The sequence below is a fragment of the Spirochaetota bacterium genome (assembly GCA_004297825.1).
In the GTDB taxonomy this organism is placed as follows: domain Bacteria; phylum Spirochaetota; class UBA4802; order UBA4802; family UBA5368; genus FW300-bin19.
Genome location: SCSX01000039.1, coordinates 1 through 18,052, shown reverse-complemented (window position 1 = coordinate 18,052; position 18,052 = coordinate 1). Strand labels below are relative to the sequence as shown.

At 55.8% G+C, this 18,052-nt stretch carries 18 protein-coding genes and 1 pseudogene; 8 read left to right on the top strand and 11 right to left on the bottom strand.

The window, feature by feature from the left end; all coding sequences use genetic code 11:
- Positions 1-62: 62 nt before the first annotated feature.
- The 6 genes from EPN93_08725 to EPN93_08700 all read left to right on the top strand — a co-directional run bounded on the left by EPN93_08725 (position 63) and on the right by EPN93_08700 (position 3,230).
- Positions 63-488, top strand: coding sequence for a hypothetical protein (locus tag EPN93_08725; GenBank protein TAL36277.1), 426 nt, complete (start codon positions 63-65; stop codon positions 486-488).
- Between the two features lie 446 nt (positions 489-934).
- Complete coding sequence (locus tag EPN93_08720; protein ID TAL36276.1) at positions 935-1,261, top strand: nucleotidyltransferase domain-containing protein; 327 nt, start codon at positions 935-937, stop codon at positions 1,259-1,261.
- Positions 1,258-1,653: a HEPN domain-containing protein gene (locus tag EPN93_08715; GenBank protein TAL36275.1), complete on the top strand. Its 396-nt coding sequence runs from the start codon at positions 1,258-1,260 to the stop codon at positions 1,651-1,653. Before EPN93_08720 ends, EPN93_08715 begins: the two co-directional genes overlap by 4 nt.
- A gap of 223 nt (positions 1,654-1,876) precedes the next feature.
- Positions 1,877-2,137, top strand: coding sequence for a type II toxin-antitoxin system Phd/YefM family antitoxin (locus tag EPN93_08710; protein TAL36274.1), 261 nt, complete (start codon positions 1,877-1,879; stop codon positions 2,135-2,137).
- Complete coding sequence (locus EPN93_08705; protein ID TAL36273.1) at positions 2,134-2,550, top strand: type II toxin-antitoxin system VapC family toxin; 417 nt, start codon at positions 2,134-2,136, stop codon at positions 2,548-2,550. Before EPN93_08710 ends, EPN93_08705 begins: the two co-directional genes overlap by 4 nt.
- Positions 2,551-2,813: 263 nt before the next feature.
- Complete coding sequence (locus EPN93_08700) at positions 2,814-3,230, top strand: hypothetical protein (protein TAL36272.1); 417 nt, start codon at positions 2,814-2,816, stop codon at positions 3,228-3,230.
- Positions 3,231-3,316: 86 nt separating this feature from the next.
- Here the strand turns inward: EPN93_08700 and EPN93_08695 are convergent.
- The 7 genes and pseudogenes from EPN93_08695 to EPN93_08665 form a co-directional block, all read right to left on the bottom strand.
- Positions 3,317-3,519 (bottom strand): annotated as a pseudogene (locus EPN93_08695) (addiction module toxin, HicA family).
- On the bottom strand, positions 3,512-3,736 hold the full coding sequence (locus EPN93_08690; GenBank protein TAL36271.1) for a type II toxin-antitoxin system HicB family antitoxin: 225 nt from the start codon (positions 3,734-3,736) through the stop codon (positions 3,512-3,514). The pseudogene EPN93_08695 and the gene EPN93_08690 overlap by 8 nt, the downstream one beginning before the upstream one ends.
- 147 nt (positions 3,737-3,883) lie before the next feature.
- Positions 3,884-5,524, bottom strand: a complete 1,641-nt coding sequence (locus tag EPN93_08685) for an AMP-binding protein (protein ID TAL36270.1) — start codon at positions 5,522-5,524, stop codon at positions 3,884-3,886.
- Between the two features lie 76 nt (positions 5,525-5,600).
- Positions 5,601-6,764 (bottom strand): acyl-CoA dehydrogenase, encoded by a 1,164-nt coding sequence (locus EPN93_08680; GenBank protein ID TAL36269.1) that lies wholly within the window; start codon positions 6,762-6,764, stop codon positions 5,601-5,603.
- Positions 6,765-7,014: 250 nt separating this feature from the next.
- Positions 7,015-7,605: a hypothetical protein gene (locus EPN93_08675; protein TAL36268.1), complete on the bottom strand. Its 591-nt coding sequence runs from the start codon at positions 7,603-7,605 to the stop codon at positions 7,015-7,017.
- Positions 7,606-7,617: 12 nt separating this feature from the next.
- Positions 7,618-9,051 carry a thiolase domain-containing protein gene (locus tag EPN93_08670; GenBank protein ID TAL36267.1) on the bottom strand — a complete coding sequence of 478 codons (1,434 nt, stop codon included), beginning with the start codon at positions 9,049-9,051 and terminating at the stop codon, positions 7,618-7,620.
- Between the two features lie 94 nt (positions 9,052-9,145).
- On the bottom strand, positions 9,146-9,688 hold the full coding sequence (locus EPN93_08665; protein ID TAL36266.1) for an XRE family transcriptional regulator: 543 nt from the start codon (positions 9,686-9,688) through the stop codon (positions 9,146-9,148).
- Positions 9,689-9,909: 221 nt separating this feature from the next.
- On the opposite strand from EPN93_08665, the gene EPN93_08660 reads away from it, so the two are divergent.
- Positions 9,910-10,791: a tetratricopeptide repeat protein gene (locus tag EPN93_08660; GenBank protein TAL36265.1), complete on the top strand. Its 882-nt coding sequence runs from the start codon at positions 9,910-9,912 to the stop codon at positions 10,789-10,791.
- A 6-nt stretch (positions 10,792-10,797) separates the two neighbouring features.
- Here the strand turns inward: EPN93_08660 and EPN93_08655 are convergent, their stop codons facing one another.
- A complete protein-coding gene (locus tag EPN93_08655) occupies positions 10,798-11,583 on the bottom strand; it encodes a DUF481 domain-containing protein (GenBank protein TAL36264.1) in 786 nt (261 codons plus the stop codon).
- 10 nt (positions 11,584-11,593) lie between these two features.
- Entirely contained in the window at positions 11,594-14,752 is a 3,159-nt protein-coding gene (locus EPN93_08650; protein ID TAL36263.1) for a hypothetical protein, read from the bottom strand.
- A gap of 330 nt (positions 14,753-15,082) precedes the next feature.
- On the opposite strand from EPN93_08650, the gene EPN93_08645 reads away from it, so the two are divergent.
- On the top strand, positions 15,083-16,321 hold the full coding sequence (locus tag EPN93_08645; protein TAL36262.1) for a hypothetical protein: 1,239 nt from the start codon (positions 15,083-15,085) through the stop codon (positions 16,319-16,321).
- Positions 16,322-16,415: 94 nt separating this feature from the next.
- Here the strand turns inward: EPN93_08645 and EPN93_08640 are convergent, their stop codons facing one another.
- Together EPN93_08640 and EPN93_08635 are read right to left on the bottom strand one after the other, a co-directional pair.
- The gene (locus EPN93_08640) at positions 16,416-16,802 is read right to left on the bottom strand and encodes a hypothetical protein (protein ID TAL36261.1); all 387 of its coding nucleotides are present in this window, start codon (positions 16,800-16,802) and stop codon (positions 16,416-16,418) included.
- Between the two features lie 15 nt (positions 16,803-16,817).
- Positions 16,818-17,375: an HDIG domain-containing protein gene (locus EPN93_08635; protein TAL36260.1), complete on the bottom strand. Its 558-nt coding sequence runs from the start codon at positions 17,373-17,375 to the stop codon at positions 16,818-16,820.
- Between the last annotated feature and the right edge of the window lie 677 nt (positions 17,376-18,052).

Sequence of the window (18,052 nt, the reverse complement as noted above, 5' to 3'; positions counted from 1 at the left end):
CCGCGGATATAACCTCCCTGCAGGGGAAAACGCCTGTTAACGACTATGCCAGCTCAAGCGACATGCTGGTAGTGAAGCTGAATGCCTCCGGCAGCGTCGCCTGGTACACCTTCCTGGGAGGAGCAGGTTTTGAAACTGCACGCTCCATTCAGCAGACAGCCGACGGCGGCTATATTGTAGCGGGGTTTGAGTTTGGGTCTAATATCCCCACCCTGCAAGGGAAAACGCCCATAAACGTCTTTACCGCCGGTAGCGATATGCTGGTTGTGAAGATGAATGCCTCCGGCAGCGTCGCCTGGTACACCTTCCTGGGAGGAACAGAGTTCGAGCAGGCATACTCCATTCAGCAGACTGCAGACGGCGGATATATTGTAGCGGGGAGTGCATCCGCGGACATAACCTCCCTGCAGGGGAAAACGCCTGTTAACGACTTTGCCGGCTCAGGCGACATGCTCGTCATAAAGCTGAAGAACGACGGCACGATGTAGCGAATGTGCGCGGGCCGGGTGTCCCTGTTCGGTTGCCGTAAGACACCTATGCATTTTGATACGACCGCGCGCCTTACTACTAGTTTAGCCTTACTCTGCGAGCGGGCTCAATGCAATGGTCGTCAAGCGGTACGCCATGCGTACGATGCACTGAGCCTGTCGAAGTGTCGAGCCATAGCCCGCGGGGCGTATCGCCACGAGGGCCCTCCCCACAACAACACCATATCTGGAAATGATACGCAACCAGTATAGGAGCGCGGGCTACTCTAAGTCCAACGGTGCATTCTCGCATCTGCCATGCATTGGCTGTAAGCATTCATATAAGACGGATTGGATTGTTTGAACAGGCCCGTAACACGAAGATAAGGCATAATGGGCACACGGCATATAAAGGGCTTGTGAGCAAATCAATTGACAGAAAAAAAGAATAAACATACAATAGAATCATGATTAACGAGGAAATTCAAAAACTTCTTCGCCGGATTAGTGAGAAACTTACTGAAAACCATGGCGACCTCGTAAAGAGGATAATCCTGTTCGGCTCAAGGGTTGAAGGAGGCGCCGGACAGTACTCCGATTATGATGTGCTGATAATCCTTTCAGAGGATGTCGACTGGCGCATGAAAGACGGTATTATTGACAGTATCGCGGACATTAATATTCAGGAGGACATTCTCATAGACGCTCATTTCATTTCTGAAAACGAGCTTATGACAATCAAGGGCAAACAGCCTTACATCCAGAATGCTCTCCAGACAGGCATCGTTGCATGAGTCTCATGGAGCATGACAGGGCAACACTCATTGCCCACCGGATTGAAAGGGCCAAAGAGACGGCCGGGGACGCTCACCTGCTTTATGAAAACAACAAGTATTTGTCGGCGGTAAACAGGGTCTATTATGCAATGCATCATGCGCTCTATGCGTTGGCATTGAAAAATAATTACATAACCGGGAAGCATGGGCAGTTGATCGGCTGGTTTAATAAAACCTATGTTAAGCCCGGTCTTGTTGATACGAAATACAGCCGGATCATTACAAGGGCCTTCGAGAAAAGGATGGACAGCGATTACGACAATTACATCGTTTTTTCATCCGAAGAAGTTGAAACAATGATTCGTGAATGCGGTGAATTGATTTCTGTGGTGGAAAGCCTGCTTAAATAAATAGGCGCCAATGCGCGGCTCTTGGTGTCTTTCTTCCAGCTCACGAACAGCTGATTTGCCGGAGTTTCAATTTCCTTCCGTTTCCCGGGATCAATCCTCCACGGATCGGAAAGCGCCCGCGGGAAAATATGGGTTCAACGAGTATTACCTGGAAATCCTTGACAAATACTGGTACCGGGGTTATCTATTATCTAGACAGTCTAGATAGAATTTACCCAGGGGAATTGCAGTGAAAAAAACAACATGGCAGCTTCAGACGGCAAAGAACCGTTTTTCGGAACTGATATCGAAGGCGGCAAGCGGCGAACCCCAGATGGTCACCAGGAACGGGAAATCGGTCGCTTATGTGATAGACGTGGACACCTTTAAAAGGAAGGTGGCGGGGAAAAAGTCGAAAAAGTCGGTAATCCTCTCGATGCCGCACAAGGACATCACGCTGATACCGCCGCGGGACCGTGACGGGGGCAGGAATGTCGAGCTATGAGCTATCTTCTCGATACCTGTGTTATATCGGAACTCATCAAGCCAAGGCCGGACGCTAAAGTGCTCGACTGGTTCTCCCGATGCGATGAGGAGCTCCTGTATATCAGCTGTCTGACTATCGGTGAGTTGAGTTATGGTCTGGGAATACTCCCGGAAGGGAAGAAGAAAAACGATTTAATGGTCTGGTATAACGATTTCGTCGAAACATATAAAAACGCAACCCTGCCTGTCACGGATTCGGTGTGCGCCCGATGGGGCGCGGAACGCGCACGGCACAGGCTCGGGGGGATACAGCTCCCCGTCATCGACGGCCTGATTGCATGCACGGCACTGGAACACAATTACACTCTCGTGACCCGGAATACCGCCGATTATGCAATGATTACCGTGCCGGTCTTCAATCCATGGCTCTGACCCCGGCCGCTCTTTTATGACGTTGCGATTCGCAAATCGCAACGGGGGGAGCAGCGAAAGATCAAAACCGCCGTCGAAATCGGAAAAGCGGCGCCCGACTGCAGGGAGCCGGTTCCATGGATATCTTCGATCGATGATTTTTTCCTCCCATTTTCTTTGTCCGTTTTCGTGAAATAATCCTACTTATAAGCACACATCGATTACCGTGGCCGGCTTCACGTCATGCGTCACGGCATACTGGAAACACGCAGGGGAAGAGCACAATGAATAAGAATCCGCTCATGAAAGCGGCGCTGTTGGCGGTCGTACTATTTGCGGCGGCCGGCATCCTTTTCGTTTCGCGAATCTTTTCGCCGGGGACAGGTGAAAACGACCGGGCGGACCGGTACGGGGATGGTGATCCTCCGGTAGCCGCCGCAGAGAAGGAAAAAACAGGCACGGAAGCACCGCTACCCGGCGACCGATATATACCGACTGAACCAAGGCACGCCGCCGCGCTCATGACCACCGACGACATTAAAAGGGAGTACGGAAGAGTGGAAACGGTGCACCTGTTCGGGGGAAGGACCTATACCGGCGCGGTCATCGCGACCGACGAGCGGAATTACACGATCGTCACGGTCGGCGGGCAGGTACAGGTTCCCATGAAAGACGTCAAGACACGGATCATCATTCGTTAAAGGCGTACGCATGTCTGAAGAATCCGGGAACCCGGAGATCTGTCACGTACGTTGAGTTTCGCGAGTCCTGCAAATTGTGCACAGAATTATTCATGCGATTCCTGAATCGCCATGAGCACTTGTTTGACTATTTAGGATGAAGAATTTTGCCGGGGTGATGAGGAATAACGACACGCCGTCCCTTTTTTATATACACATGATGGCTTCCGGAAACGCGGATGAGCTCGAATCCACTGTTCAGCAGGAGAGTCTCCGCCTCTTTCGCGGTCAGTCTCTCCTGTTTAGGCAAGGGCTACCTCAATGCTGGCTGTCAGGATTTCCTTGCTGAGAATCTCCTTCTTCTCCTCCTCGGACAATGTCGCAACGTATGCATCCACTGCTTCCTTGATATTTGCAAGGGCATCGTCGAGGGAATCGCCCTGTGTCTGACAGCCCACAAGTTCGGGACAGTAGGCGTAGTATCCGAAATCATCTTTTTCAATTACGACAGATATTTTATTGGACATGGAATGCTCCCGCAGTCAAACGATCATGATTCACTACTATGAATCATATCCATCATTTCGCCGTGTGTCAATAAGATAAGAAATAGAGTAACGGGCAGGAAACGAATCCGGCGGCGGTTGATTTCCGCCGCCGGCCCGCGTCTAATCCTATGCCTTGATCCCGTCCATGAACTTGTCCCGGATCTTGTACTTCTGCACCTTGCCGCTCGCGGTCATGGGGAACGCGTTCACGAACTCCCAGTAGCGGGGAATCTTGTGGCGCGCGATCCTGCCCGCGCAGTACTCGATGAACTCCTGCTCGGTTGCGCTCTGTCCTTCCTTGAGCATAACCGCCGCGAGCACCTGTTCGCCGTACTTCTTGTCGGGAACGCCCACCACGTGGACGTCGCTCACCTTCGGGTTTCCATGCAGGAACTCCTCGATCTCGCGCGGGTAAATGTTCTCCCCGCCGCGGATTATCATGTCCTTGATGCGGCCGGTCACCTTGTAGTATCCGTTAACGTCCACCTCGCCCAGGTCGCCCGTGTGGAGCCAGCCTTCAGCGTCTATGGCATCTTTCGTGGCGTCGTCCATCTTGTAGTAACCCTTCATCACGCACTTGCTGCGCGTCACGATCTCGCCCTGCGTATCCGGGGGAAGCTCCTTGCCGGTCTCGGGATCCACGATCATGCCTTCGATGTCCGGCAGCAGCCGTCCCACCGTCGACACGCGCAGCTCCACCGGATCGTCGCGCCGCGTCATCGTCATCACGGGAGAGCTCTCCGTCTGACCGAATGCGATCACGACCTCCGAGCAGTGCATCCGCGTCCTGACCTGGTTCATCACCTCGCTGGGACACGGCGCTCCGGCCATGATTCCCGTGCGGAGCGATTTCGTATCGTACCTGTCGAACTCGGCGTGGTTGAGCATCGCAATGAACATCGTGGGCACGCCGTTGATCGCCGTGCACTTCTCGTCGTTGATGCCCTGGAGCGACTTGAGCGGATCGAAGCTCTCGTACACGACCATGGTGCTCCCGTGGCATACGGAATTGAGCGTGCTCATGACACAGCCGAAGCAATGGAACAGCGGCACGTGAATGAGGAGCCTGTCCTTCTCGGTGAGTCCCATCACGTCGCCCACCATGCGCGCGTTGTTCACGATGTTGTAATGGGTGAGCATCACGCCCTTGGGAAAGCCCGTGGTTCCCGACGTGTACTGCATGTTGATTACGTCGTGCGCGGATACGGAAGCCTCGCGCGTCCTGAGCTCCGCGTCCGTGACCTTCCTTCCCAGTTCGATGACGTCGGCGAACGAGAACATGCCGGGGGTACGGAGGCGGTCGCCGATATACACGATGTTTTTCAGGCCGGGCAGTTTCGCCGTTTCGAGCCTGCCGGGAGTGCAGCCTTCGAGCTCCGGGAGCATCCCGCACACCGTATCGTGGAAATTCGTGTCGCGGTACTTTTCCATGAGCACGAGCGTCGTGGAATCGGACTGTTTGAGGATGTATTCCAGCTCGTGCGACTTGTAGTTCGTGTTCACCGTCACCAAAACGGCGCCGATCATTCCCAGGCCGAACTGCATGTACACCCATTCCGGCAGGTTCGTGGTCCATACCGAGACATGGTCGCCGCGCCGTACGCCCAGCGCCATGAAGCCCTTCGCGACCGATTCGCAGCGTCCTAAGAACTGCGCATAGGTCTCACGGACGCCGAACTCGGGGCATACGAGCGCCTCGTGTTCCGGCAGCCGTGCGGCGGTTTCCCGTACGAGACCGCCGATTGTAATCTCTTTGAATCCAGCCATGCTGATTCCTCCTGTGGAAGCAATGGTTATATGTAATTATAGTGCATGCAATGGAGGTAACCATATAATGTATCTGTTAAGCGTAGCATCCGATCTGGCGCGAAATCACGATCCGCTGAATCTCGGAGGTTCCCTCCCCTATCGTAAGCAGCTTATAATCCCTGAAAAAACGCTCAACATTGTACTCTTTCATGAGCCCGTATCCGCCATGAATCTGGACGGCCTCGTTCACCACGCGCCCCATGACCTCCGAGCAGTACAGCTTCGCCATGGCGGCCTGTTTGCTGAAATTTATTCCCGCGTCCTTCATCTTGCAGGCCTTGTACAGGAGATTACGCGCGGCCTCGATCTCCGTCGCCATGTCCGCGAGCTTGAACGCGTTCACCTGGAACGTCGCAATGGGCTGGCCGAACTGCTTGCGCTCCTTCGCGTATTTCATGGCAAGCTCGTAGGCCCCCTGCGCCCCGCCCAGCCCCATCGCGGCGATCGCGAGCCTGCCGTTGTCGAGGGTCGAGAGCATCTGGTGAAAGCCCTCGCCCCGTTTTCCCAGCAGGTTTTCTTCCGGTACACGGCAGTCATCGAAAAAAAGCTCCCCGGTGTCGGACGCGCGCCACATCATCTTCCTGGTCATCTTGTTCGCCGTGAAGCCGGGCGTACCGTTGGGGACCAGGATGCAGGAGACCTCCTTCTTGTTACCGGGCAGCGCACCGGTCACGCATTGAACCACACACACGCCCGCCATCTTCGAGGTTGAGTTGGTGATGAATATCTTGCTCCCGTTTATCACCCACTGTGTGCCATCGAGCTTCGCGTTGGTCTTGCTCGCCCCCGCATCGGAGCCGGCCTCGGGCTCGGTGAGCCCAAAGGAGGCGAGAATCTCGCCCTTGCACAGGCGCGGCAGCCATTCCCGCTTTTGTTTTTCGTTTCCGAAATAGTATATCGGACCTATCCCCAATGAATTCGCCGCCGCGACCGTCGCACCGTGCGAACCGTCGACCCGCGAAATCTCCTCGACCGCGATGATATACGACAGGTAATCCATATGCGGTCCGCCGTATTCCTCCGAAACCACGACGCCGAAAAGCCCTATGTCGCCCATCTTCTTTACGATATCCAGGGAGAAGTGCTCGTTCTCGTCGAGCTCCTGCGCGTACGGCGCTATCTCCTTCTCCGCAAAATCCCTTATATTCTGTCGGAGCAGCGTATGCTCCTCCGACAAGCCGAAATCATAGTCATGCATCTCGAACCTCCGCCTCTCTCGGACTACACACACATAACTTGAGAGCGGTGCGCGCCCGCGTGCTGCCGGACGCGCACCATTTTCTTTGTTTTTTTATATGTATATTATTCTCTCGCTCTGCTATTCCCGTAGTGGGTACCGGGGGTGCGACCGTTGAAACCGGTGCCTTATCTTTCCGCTGTCACGCTCCCTATCGTTGTAATTTGCGGCCGGCGGGACAAGCGCATCCGCTCCCCGCCAGACGGCGAGCCTAGAACGCGAAACCCTCCGGCAATTTTCCGGCCGGCGTTCCCTCCGCGACCCATGCAAGGTCGAGGATGGTGTAGGTCGGGTCCGTCTTCTTGAATATCGGGGACACCCGCATGCCCATCTTCGGCTCTCCCACGGCGAGGTAGCTCATGAGTATGGTGGCTACGCCGTCAAACTCGATGTTGATGAACTTGATCGGCTTGTCGAGCGTATTGAAGGCACCCGAGCGCTCGCACACCATGAAGGTATGCACCTTCGCGGTCTTCTTCGCGATGTCCGTCATGTCGAGCGGCGTCATCTTCTTCAGGCAATCCGGGCATATGGTCCGGAACGGCTGCCAGATGGAACCCTTGTACTCGCACTTCGCGTTGTCGCAGCGCGCCGCCATGAGTTTGCCCTGTGAAAGCGATTCGAAGAACACCGCCTCGCCCCCGTAGGAGTGAATGTGCACCAGCATACGCGGATTGGTGACGCCCAGGAGCCTGTTCCCGTTGTCCATGTCGCGGATCGGCATGTTCTGGGTCAGCTCGTGGAAGTCGCCCTTTATCTTGTACTGCCTGTTTTTTACGTGAACCTCTGCATATCTGCTCATTCCTGTTCTCCTTTACGCGTCGTTCTTCAATAGATGGTCGGGATCCATGAGGATCGTCGCCGTGACATGCGAGCCCACGCCCGCGTGGCTTATCGCGAGCGCCCTCTTCGCGCCCTTCACCTGGAGATCGGTCCAGTCGGCAGGCATCTGTCGGCCGCAGCGGTCCCAGTAGGGCTTGCCGTGCATCTCGGCCCAGCGGTTCCAGATATGGCAGGCGATTTCGAAGGTCTGCATGATGCCGGTGGCGCCCACCGCGTGCATGCAGCCTATCAGACCCCCCGAGAGATTGGACGGGAGCTTGCCGGGTTTCCCGGTCTTCGGGTTCGTGTGGTAGCAGTCTCCCGATTCCACGTAGTCGCGCCCGTATCCGTAGGGACGTATTCCCACGTCCTCGTAGCTCTGGATGTCGCTGATCGTGAAGGCGTCGTGCAATTCGATCACGTCCAGGTCCTCTGTCGGGTCCTTGACCCCGGCCATGCGGTAGCCGTACCATGCCGCCATGCGCGCGCCCAGGAAGCCGGTGAACCCTGGATACCGGTCGCCGCCCGGGAACTTTTTCCCGAAGTCCTTGTACTGGTCCGCGGTTTCGTTCGGCAGGAGCGGTATCTCCATCTCGCGCCGGTCGGCGGGCCGCAGGGTATGCGAGCCGGCGGCGACGTAAATGCGCAGCGGTTTGTGTTTCTTTCCCTTCGTGAGCTTCATCGCGGTCGGCTCGTCGCAGATGATTGCGCAGGCCGCGCCCACACTCATGAGGCAGGCGTCCAGGGCCCTGAGCGGGTCCGCGATCACCGGGGATTTCAGCACGTCCTCCACCGTTATCTTCAAGGGGCCGTGGGCGTAGGGGTTGAAGCGTGCATACCCATGGTGCTTCACCGATATCTCCGCCATCGTCCGCCTGAAGCTCTCTTCTTTCTTGCCGAACACCTGCCAGTATTTCTGCGCCATGACGGCGTAGTACCCGGTGTAGATATGTCCCAGCGGGCCTTCCCAGTCTTTGTCGGCCGCGCAGGATATGTAGAAGTTCCCCTCGTCCGTGGGGACCTCGTCCATGCGCTCCCAGCCCATCGCCAGCGTGCAGTCGGAATAGCCCGACGCCACCGCCTTCATGGCCTCCCAGAGCGTGGTGCCGCCCGTCGCGCCGCCCGTCTTCACGCCGCAGTTTCCCAGCGGGTCCAGGCCCAGCCTGTCGTGAATCACCGCCTCTCCCAGCAGTTGGTCGCCAAAGTGGTCGGCGAAGTGCCCGTAGTAGCAGGTGTGGATGTATTTCTTGAGCTCTGCCGGCTCCATGTCCAGCATCTCGGCCGCCATCGTGAACGCGTCCACGCACAGCTCTTCCGTCCTCTTGTCCGGCATCGCCCGGTCGAACTTCGACTGCCCCGCGGTCACCAGGTACACCGGTCGCATCAGCTTCGGTACCTTGAGTTGCTGCTCGCTGAATTTGATCATGCTCGAACCTCTTTATTTATTTTAATATCCGCCCCATGCTTTCCACAACGGCTGTCTCTGCCGATTCGCATGGACCGGGAACTTCCCGATTATGTTACTGCGTGCCCACCCACAGCACGACCGCGAGATCCTTCGCCGTGTTCGTGATCATCTGCCTGTCGGGCACCGACCAGTAATGGACCGAGTCTCCCTGGGAGAGGGTGAGCGTATTGTCCCCCAGCACGAGCTCCACTGCACCGTGGAGCACCGTCAATACTTCCTGACTGTTCTTGATATTCTTTCGCACCGGGATCTGCCTTCCCGTTTCGAGCACCAGCACCGAGCTGTCGATCACGGACCGGTTCTCCGGGGCGTAAAAGCGCCGCGTGATGAACCCGGAGGTGGGCAGTTCCGCGTCCTTCCATTCGGACTTGCGGATGACGACGAATTTTTCCATCTTGCTCACCTGGTTGAGAACGTCGCCGGCCTCGATGCCGATCGAACCGCATATCTTGACCAGGGTGTCCACCGAGGGGGAGTTAACGTCGTTCTCCACCTGGCTCAGGAAGCCTTCCGAAATCCCCGCCCGTTCGGACACCATCTTGAGGGTGAGTTTTTTTTCCTTTCGTTTTTGCCGTAATATCGCGCCCAGGTTCATAGTCACTCAGCCATGGCATATAAATATTGTGTAATAGTAAATATTTACCATTAGTTAATATTGATTGGATTTGTCAACCATATTCGGTTTTTTGTGGTCAGTGTTGAACTGTGCCCGGTCTTCAAAGCCGGGCACAGACACGGTTCTCAAAGGACGGCCAGGGGTCCGATATTACCGGAAAAGGATTGAAAACCACCGGCCGCGCACAGTACAGTATGTAAATGAACATCCTGCGCCTTTTTCCGCCCTGTGCGCTGATATGCGCCGCTTTTCTTACGGTCTCCGCGGTCGGACTGGCGGGCGGCGATTCAAACTTGTATGAACGACTTGAACAGCCGGTCCCCAAAGAGATTGAATCCGCACCCTTACGGCAGATATATTCGAAGGACGAGGTGCTCTGGTGTACGGGCGAGAACGAGCTCTCGACCGCGAACAACCGCGCCGCCGGACTCATGGCGGAAGGCAGCTACGCCCAGGCCGCCCGTGAGCTGGAGCGCGCCCTTGCACACGCCCCGCTTTTCCTTCCGTATCGCTACAACCTGGGCCTGTGCTATATCCACCTGAACGACCTTGAAACGGCGCTGCTTCATTTTACGAAGGCTCAGAATATTCTTCCCGAATATCCGCGCACCTACATCCAGATAGGCTACATTTACGGAAGGCGCGGGAAGGACGACCTGGCGCTCGAGCAGTTCAAGGCCGCGCTGCACATGAACCCGAAGGAACTTGTCGCGATCAGCCAGAGCGGGGACATCTATTACTCGCGCGGACAGTACTCCAACGCGGAAAAATACTACTCGTATTCGCTGGAGCTCGATCCCCGGTATCCCAACGGGCTGCTGGGCATCGCGAAAATCCATTTTAACCGCGAAGAATACTTCAAGGCGATCATACAGATAAAATCGATCGACACGAAAGGGGAATACGACAAATCGCTTCACTATTACTACGCGGAGTCGTCCTACAAGCTCAAGGATTATAAAACGGCGTACGAGCAGTACCGGACCCTGCTCACCTTCAGGAATGACAAGTTTTTCCTCGTCAACTCACTCGTCCTGATCGAGCACAAGATGAACCTCGCGAAAAAGTTTCTCGAGGATTGAAGGAGTTTACAGCTTGAGCGCCACCTGGGCGTACGCGTTGGTATCCAGCCCGCTCGTCCCCGGGAAGGGCGCGGAGTTGTAACTTCGTATGTATCCCAGGGCACAGGATATGTCCCTGGTCACGCTCACCGAGAGCTTCGCGTCAACGAGTGTCCTGTGGTCCGACACCTGGTCGATGCGCGGAATATAAAAAAACATGAATGAAAGCGTGGTATATTTCACCGGGGTCGCGAGCACCCGGTACCTGCACGACCAGCGCCAGGTCCGCGTATCCTCGCGCGTGCGGTACTTTTCGAACTGGTACACGGGGGCGCCACTCAGGTCCATCTTCCAGAAGTAGTTCCGGAAAAGCACGAATTTCAGCCCGGCACCGCTGTTGTTCCTGTGGGTGAGATCGGCCGGGAGGTTATACTCGGACCACGTGAAGGCGAAAAGTTCCACGCGGGAAAAAGCGAATCGGTCCGCGCGAAGGATACCGCTACCGCGGTCCTCGTTTTTTTTGTCGTGTGCGGTCCCGTAAAATCCCTGGTAGCTCGCGATGACGCTCGATAGTTCGTCGTCGTACTTGATTTCGGCAAGCAGGTTCGAACGCAGCGTGTCCGTGTTCCCCTGCTTCCGCTCATACAGTCCGCCCAGGGTGAGGAACCAGACCTTCTCTTCCCCTTCTTTTTTCACGGGGTGGACATACGATACTATGCTCTCCCCGCCGGGACTTTCCTCCGCACTCACGGGACGCACGACCGCCGCGGCTAGAAGTAATGCGATCGGCACCGCCGGTAGATTCAGCTTCACCGCGCCCCTCCTACATCATGAGCTTGGTTGATTCCAGGAGGTAGCGCTTGTAGGCGCTGGTGAGCATCTTCTCGACATTCGCGATCATCTCCCTGTCGGTCGATCGCTTCTGGACGTACTTCATGACCTCGTTCATGTCCTGCTTCAGCAGCTTGCCGATTTCGTCCATGACCTTCACGTATTCGATCGCGCTCGCGCTTTTCGTCTCGATTTTCCGCTTCTTGATCTCCGCCTCGAGGTTTATCTGCGCCGAAACCTTGTCCTGCTCCGCCTGGTTCAATTCGCCCATTATCTGCTGCATGAGAAACGCGGTATTCACCGGGCTGATAAGCTCGAAGAATTCCCCGCGGAAGCTCTGGCGCGCCATGATATACGCGGGAAGTCCCTCGCAGTGGTATGAGCCCGCGAGCAGGGCTTTCGAGCCTTCGTCCACGATAACCCTGTTCACCACGGGTATCAGGTTCATGGCCTCGATCTTTGATTCGGGGAGGACCATGATCTCGTCATTGACTGCCTGCATCCCCTCGGTAATGACCTGGATCGATACCCGCGTACGCTTCACGGTCAGGCGCTGCTCGTTGAATCGCGTAATATTCCGGTGAATTCGGAGCACCGCGTCGGCGGCCTGGGTCGCCTCCCCGAAATTCGCGATGACAATCCCGTCCGTGATCCTGCAGATCACCCCCTTCTCCCGGACGATTTCCTCCACGATGATCGACTGCATGAACCTGTTGACGATGAAAATTTTGCCGATATTCATCGCGGCGATTCCCTGGCGGTAATCCTGGATACAAATCCGCACGATCGTCTTGTGCGGCAGCGCCGCTTCGCGGGGGCCTCCCGGGGACGCGGCAAATTGTTCTTTTCGTTCGAGGAGCTCCATCTCGGCGCCCTCGTATTTCTTGAATATGTTGACGATGAAATGGTCTATCTCCTGCAGTTCTTCGGCGGGCAGCATGGTGAGGATGGGCAGGACGTCGCTGGAAACCGCGTATTCCTCCTTCATGAGTGAAATGAGGAAATACGAAAACTCGACGGACTTGAGCGCGCCTATGCTGTTGAGTATCTCCCGCTGAATTGATTTATTCTTGATAATCATCATGTCGCGGATCGATTTCATCGCATCCTTGTTTCCAAGGTGGACGAGAAGGGTACTCGCATAGATGCGCACCCGTATGGAAGGATCCTTCATATATTCGGTCAGATATTTAATCACCTGCCGGCGGTTCACCCCGCTGTTGGACTGTATTATTGAAGAGAGCGCCTGGAGTATCGCCTCCTTCATATCGTTGCCGGAGCTTTTCAGGAACATCTCGTTCAGGTAGTCGATGTCGCTGTCCAGCGCCGTTTTCCCCAGGCAGTACACGGCGGCGATCCGGGCGGCCGCGTCCTCGCTCCCCTCCGCGATCTTCTTCATCACCGAGTTGATCGCCGTGTTCCCGGAGAGATCCCTGCGCTGAAAAATGGACAGTATGGTAACCAGGTGCCCCGATTCGTCCGCGACGCGCTCGCGGATGAAATCGAGCAGGATGTTAAGCGAGCGCTGGTCCGAAAAAAGGGAGAGATACTTGATCCCGTTCGGCCGGTCCCGTTCGTCCCCGGCGGAGAGCAGTATCTCGAGTTCGCCCAGCATGTAGGAGTAATTCAGCATCGAAAGGCAATAGGCGACGGCGTCGAATATCTCGTCATCCCGGTATTTCTTCACATAGTTGAATATTTTCACCAGGGGACTCGCGGCCTCCATGATTTTCAGCCGGCCGATAATATCGCACATCCTGACGATGCGATTCCTGAGATAGCGCTTTTCGTAATTGAGGCTCTCCAGCCTGGTCGCGGAATTTGCCCTGGATTTCTGGTCCCTCTCGTAGAGCATCTCGATGAGCATGAACAGGTGCTCCCTGTCGTCCGCGGATATGTAGGGCACGTACCGGGCCATCTGCTCGCTTACCACCTTCAGGGAGGCCCGATCTCCGTTACGAAGCGTATAGAGCAGTTGTTTCTTGATATCCGGGTTGAGCCGCTCGAGCACGAACCTTCGTATTTTCCGGAAACTCTCGGGATATTCCTTCTCCCTGACTTCGGTGATCATGAATTCCTTCCGGTAGGTCTCGAAGTAGGAGTCGAGCGTCACCACGAAATAATTGTAAAGCTTGTCCCTCATGAGCATGTTGTGCCGGCTTTCCTTGAGGCTGGAAAAATAGCGCTCGAAGATGCTCACGATAATCGAATTTTTTCTCTCCGTGTCCGCCGGAAGGGCGAGCAGGTTACGGAACAGCTTGTCCGGGTCGCGCAGCTTGTTGACGTTCGAAAGGAGAAGGTGAAGGACCAGGTCCTCCAGTTCCTCGTCCTCGGACGTGAGAGCCTTCATCGTGTAAATAATGAATTCCCGGTGATTGCAGCAGATCATCGCGTTTATGAAAGCCACCTTGCATTTCTTCGAAAGGGAATCGAAGGATGCGGTCGTCTTACCCAGAAGGACGCGTATGTCCACCACGAGCCTGTCCTCCAGCTCGGGGGCATAGGTGTAGGGGATTTCGCTTTCCGCACGGCTCTCCTCCGCCTGCTTGCTGAGTATGTCGGCCAGGATTGCGAGCGAGGTCAGGGTGCTAAAGCTGATCTCGTCGTTCTGTTCCTTCATGAAGGTTTCGAAATCGTGAATATCCCTGAACGAAGCGAGCGCCTCGATCGCACTGCAGCGCAGCTCGATCCTCTTCTCCCGGTCGGACGCCATGGCGGAGAGAAATGATTTTACCTCCTCCGACCCGGCGCAGCGTTCCCGCAGCGCGACAAAAGCCTTCGCGACGGCCTCCGCGGACTCAGGCTGGTCCATATGGGATTCTATAAAGGCGATCAGCGCGCGCGCGTCCGCGGGGCTTCCCACCCTCAACAGGTGATCGAGGATATCGAGCTTTTCGGTCAGGCCCGTATCCCTTTCCTTTAACAGCGCGATGAGCGCCTCCGTAACGGGAGCCTGGTCGAATGATTTAAGCATGGCGACGGCGCTGCGGCGCACGTCCGGATCGAGGGACAGCTCCTTCATGAGTATGCGGGCGCCGTTTTCCGACTTTATAATGCCCAGTATCTTGTGAAAAGCCATGCGCTCGTAGGGCACCAGCTTGAAATTCTTGCTGATCTCAATTTTAAGCGATTGAAGGAAGTCCTTTTCCATAGGAATAGCGCCCCTTTGGCCCGGCGGGCCTTTTTGCAGCACCAAACGAGCCTGCTTGACAAGGATATAACGCAGGCATCGGCCCGTGGCAATAAAAAAACCTCTTCGAAAAAGAACACCAATGACCGGCGGCGGCAGCGCCCTTGATTTACCGTTGTATCGGGGCACATGGGCCTTTTTCCAAAATTCTATTGACTAATTCAGGAAACGCTGTTTTATTATACGGTGACGTGCCGGGTACATAACCGGAGGGGGGCGGTGTATTCCCTATTTCATTTTTTGAATAATGATGCATCATAGGAACAAAAACCTTTTTAAAGGAGTTTTTCGATGAAACGCAAAGCACTGGTATTAATCGTCGCGCTTATGTTCATGGCGGCATTCGTCTCCTGCGGCGGCGGAAGCGGCGGCAAAAACGTGAAGGGCGGCGGCAAAGGCGGCTGTGAACTCTGCGGAGAAGCGACCGGATATGGACAGATATTTGACAACGATACGGCCCTCGCGCGCGACCGGGCGATCGATGACGCTATGAATAAACTGGTCAGCAGCAAGCTGGGAACGTTCGTCCAGGGCTCCTCCATCGTCGAGGATTTCGCCCTTGTTTCCTCCCTGGTGGAGACCAAGTCCTCGGGCATGGTTAAAAACTGGAAGGTCCTCAAGGAAGGCGCCGAGTCAGGTGCGTTCGTAGCGACCATCTACGGCGAAGTATATCCCCAGGCGGTGAATGACACGATCGAGTCCACCCTGAAGAACTATGGACGTCCCAAGTTCATGGTGCTCATGAACGAAACCTTCGAGGGGGTCGCCAACCAGCCCGGGTTCACCGTGACCGAGCTTACGATGATGGAGCTCATGGGCAACGCCGGCTTCGAATTCGTCGACCCCGCCATGACCAAACAGCTCATGTACCGCGATAACGCCCGCATGCAGATGGCCATGGCCGGCCAGGTCAAGGGCGACGTCCAGAGCCTCCTGCTGGACGATGCCGGCGCCGAGGTCATCATCGTCGGGGAAGCGAAGACCAAGGATCAGACCGCGGCGCTCGCCGGAATGTCCGCGAACATGAAATCGAAATCCGCGATCATCAACATCAAGGCTATCGACGTTTATACCGGGAATATCATCGGCACGACCAGCGCCAACGCCCCGGGGGTGCATATCGAAGGGGAGACCGCGTCCAAGACGGCCATCCAGAACTGCCTGAAAAAGGTGCTGGGCAAGATGAACGACCAGACCGGCAAGTTCGAATCCGGCCCGTTCATGAACCAGATCACCAAGACCTTCCTCAAGGCCGCGACCGGACGCATGATCAGCATGAACATAGTCGGGCTTGATTTCGCGCAGCAGACAAAATTCCGCAACGAGGTCCAGAGCAGGGTTCGCGGCGTGAAGAAGGTTTACCCGAGGGGACAGGAAGGGTATGCGACCAAGATCGACGTCGAGTTCGCCGGCAAGACGCATGACCTGGCCGAGGAGCTCATGGCGAAGGCGCCCAAGATGGGATTCCAGATCGAGATCAAGGCGCAGTATCCGAACAAGATTACCATGACCGCTACGAAGAACCCGTAGGGGTCGGTTAATTTTTATCAGAGAATCATTAACATGATAACGAGAAGCGCCGGGCAACCGGCGCTTTCTTTTTGTTTAAGGAACTGTTCCCTGGTCAGTCCGTGACGCCCGGAATGATTACCCTCTGCCGCTTATTAAGCCCGTTCATGGAAACGATGTAGGTGACCGTCGCGTAATCGTCGAACACCTCGTAGGAATCAACGCTCCCCTTTTTCACCACGTCCACGCTGTCGTCAAAGGCCTCTTTCGCGATGATCTGCGCGTTCAGCAGGGCCGCCTCTTTCGCGGTTTCAAGCGCCTGGACCTGGTTGTCGATATTTTCGCGGGGAAAACCCTTCGCCACGATGATAAAGGTGTCGTCGTCCTTGAAGTACTTCTTCACCAGGGCTGAACCGCGCTCCTTCATACCGCTTCCCCCTCCGCACGACGCGAGCGCCGCCGCCACCGCAAGAACCGTTACAAGCATAATGATTTTTTTCATTTCTTTCCTCCGGAATTACAGTCCAAGCTCCGCCGAGATGCCCTGCATGGCCTTGAGCGATATCTCCACGAAACGGGGAAGATCCACGCCTATTTTTTCGCATTCCATGATGATGTCGCGATTCACCGAACGCGCGAACGCTTTCTCCTTCATGCGCTTTACCACCGATTTCGCCTGTACGCTCGCGAGCTTTTTATCCGGGTACACGAGCGCGGTCGCGGTAATGAGCCCCGTTACCGTCTCCCCGGCGGCCAGGGCGTGCTGGAAACGGGTGGCTCGCTTTTCGCCCCCGTGCGCCTCCTCGTTATGAAGCCTCACCGCGTCCACGAGCTCGTCCGGGAGCCCGTGCCCGGAAAGGATTCGGGCCGCCTCCTTCGTGTGGACCGCGAGATCGGCGTTAGTGATCTCGACGTCGATATCGTGGAGCAGCCCCGCCATCCCCCACAGGTCGGCGTCTTCGCCAAGCTCCAGCGCGAGTGCGCGCAGCACCGCCTCCGATGCCAGGCAGTGGCGGATCATGTTTAGTTCGTTCACGTGCTCTTTAAGAAGTGACAATGCCTCATCTCGTGTCATTGACGATTATCGCTCCCCGGTGTCGGTATGCTCACTATAATGCACAGATTTGCGGGCGGGGTCAATAAGAATTAGCGGGTTTCCGGTACGGCGGAATCAAAGGTGACGAATTTTGAAGGTTTGGTCACCGTCATCGTGCCTGGAAAGTCACGTACGGTTCCGGGTACCGGTTGCTCGATTTTGCCCGGAGAGAAAATGGGGTCCGATACCGCCGCGGCAGGGAGGGATCAGTAGTCCCCGCCGGGAAAATTGTCCCTGAAAAACTTCACCTTCTTTTTCTCTTTATCGATATCCGATTTCTCGAGGGTTCCCTTCTCCAGGGCCAGGTCCAGCAGCTTCACCGAATCGCTGTTTTTGTCGTTATCCCCCGCTCCGGGCTTTTTCGAGGCCGCTTTCGCGTCCTCCTTTTCCTCCTCCGCCTGATGCTCGAGATTCCGGATTGTCGCGTCGATGAGGTCCTGGGTCATGAGCGGGATATCATCCGCGTCCACGTCATCGTATTCATTCCTGCGCTTTCTGGGGGCGGCTGCTTTTTTCGCGCGCCCGCGCGCCGGCTTTTTCTTTTCCTTTGCCGCCGGCTTCTCTTCCGGTGCCGGCTTCTCTTCGGCCTTTTTTCCCTCGATGTCCTCGACCATGTATTCGGGAGGGTTTGCGATCTGGAGCTCGAACAGCTTGAC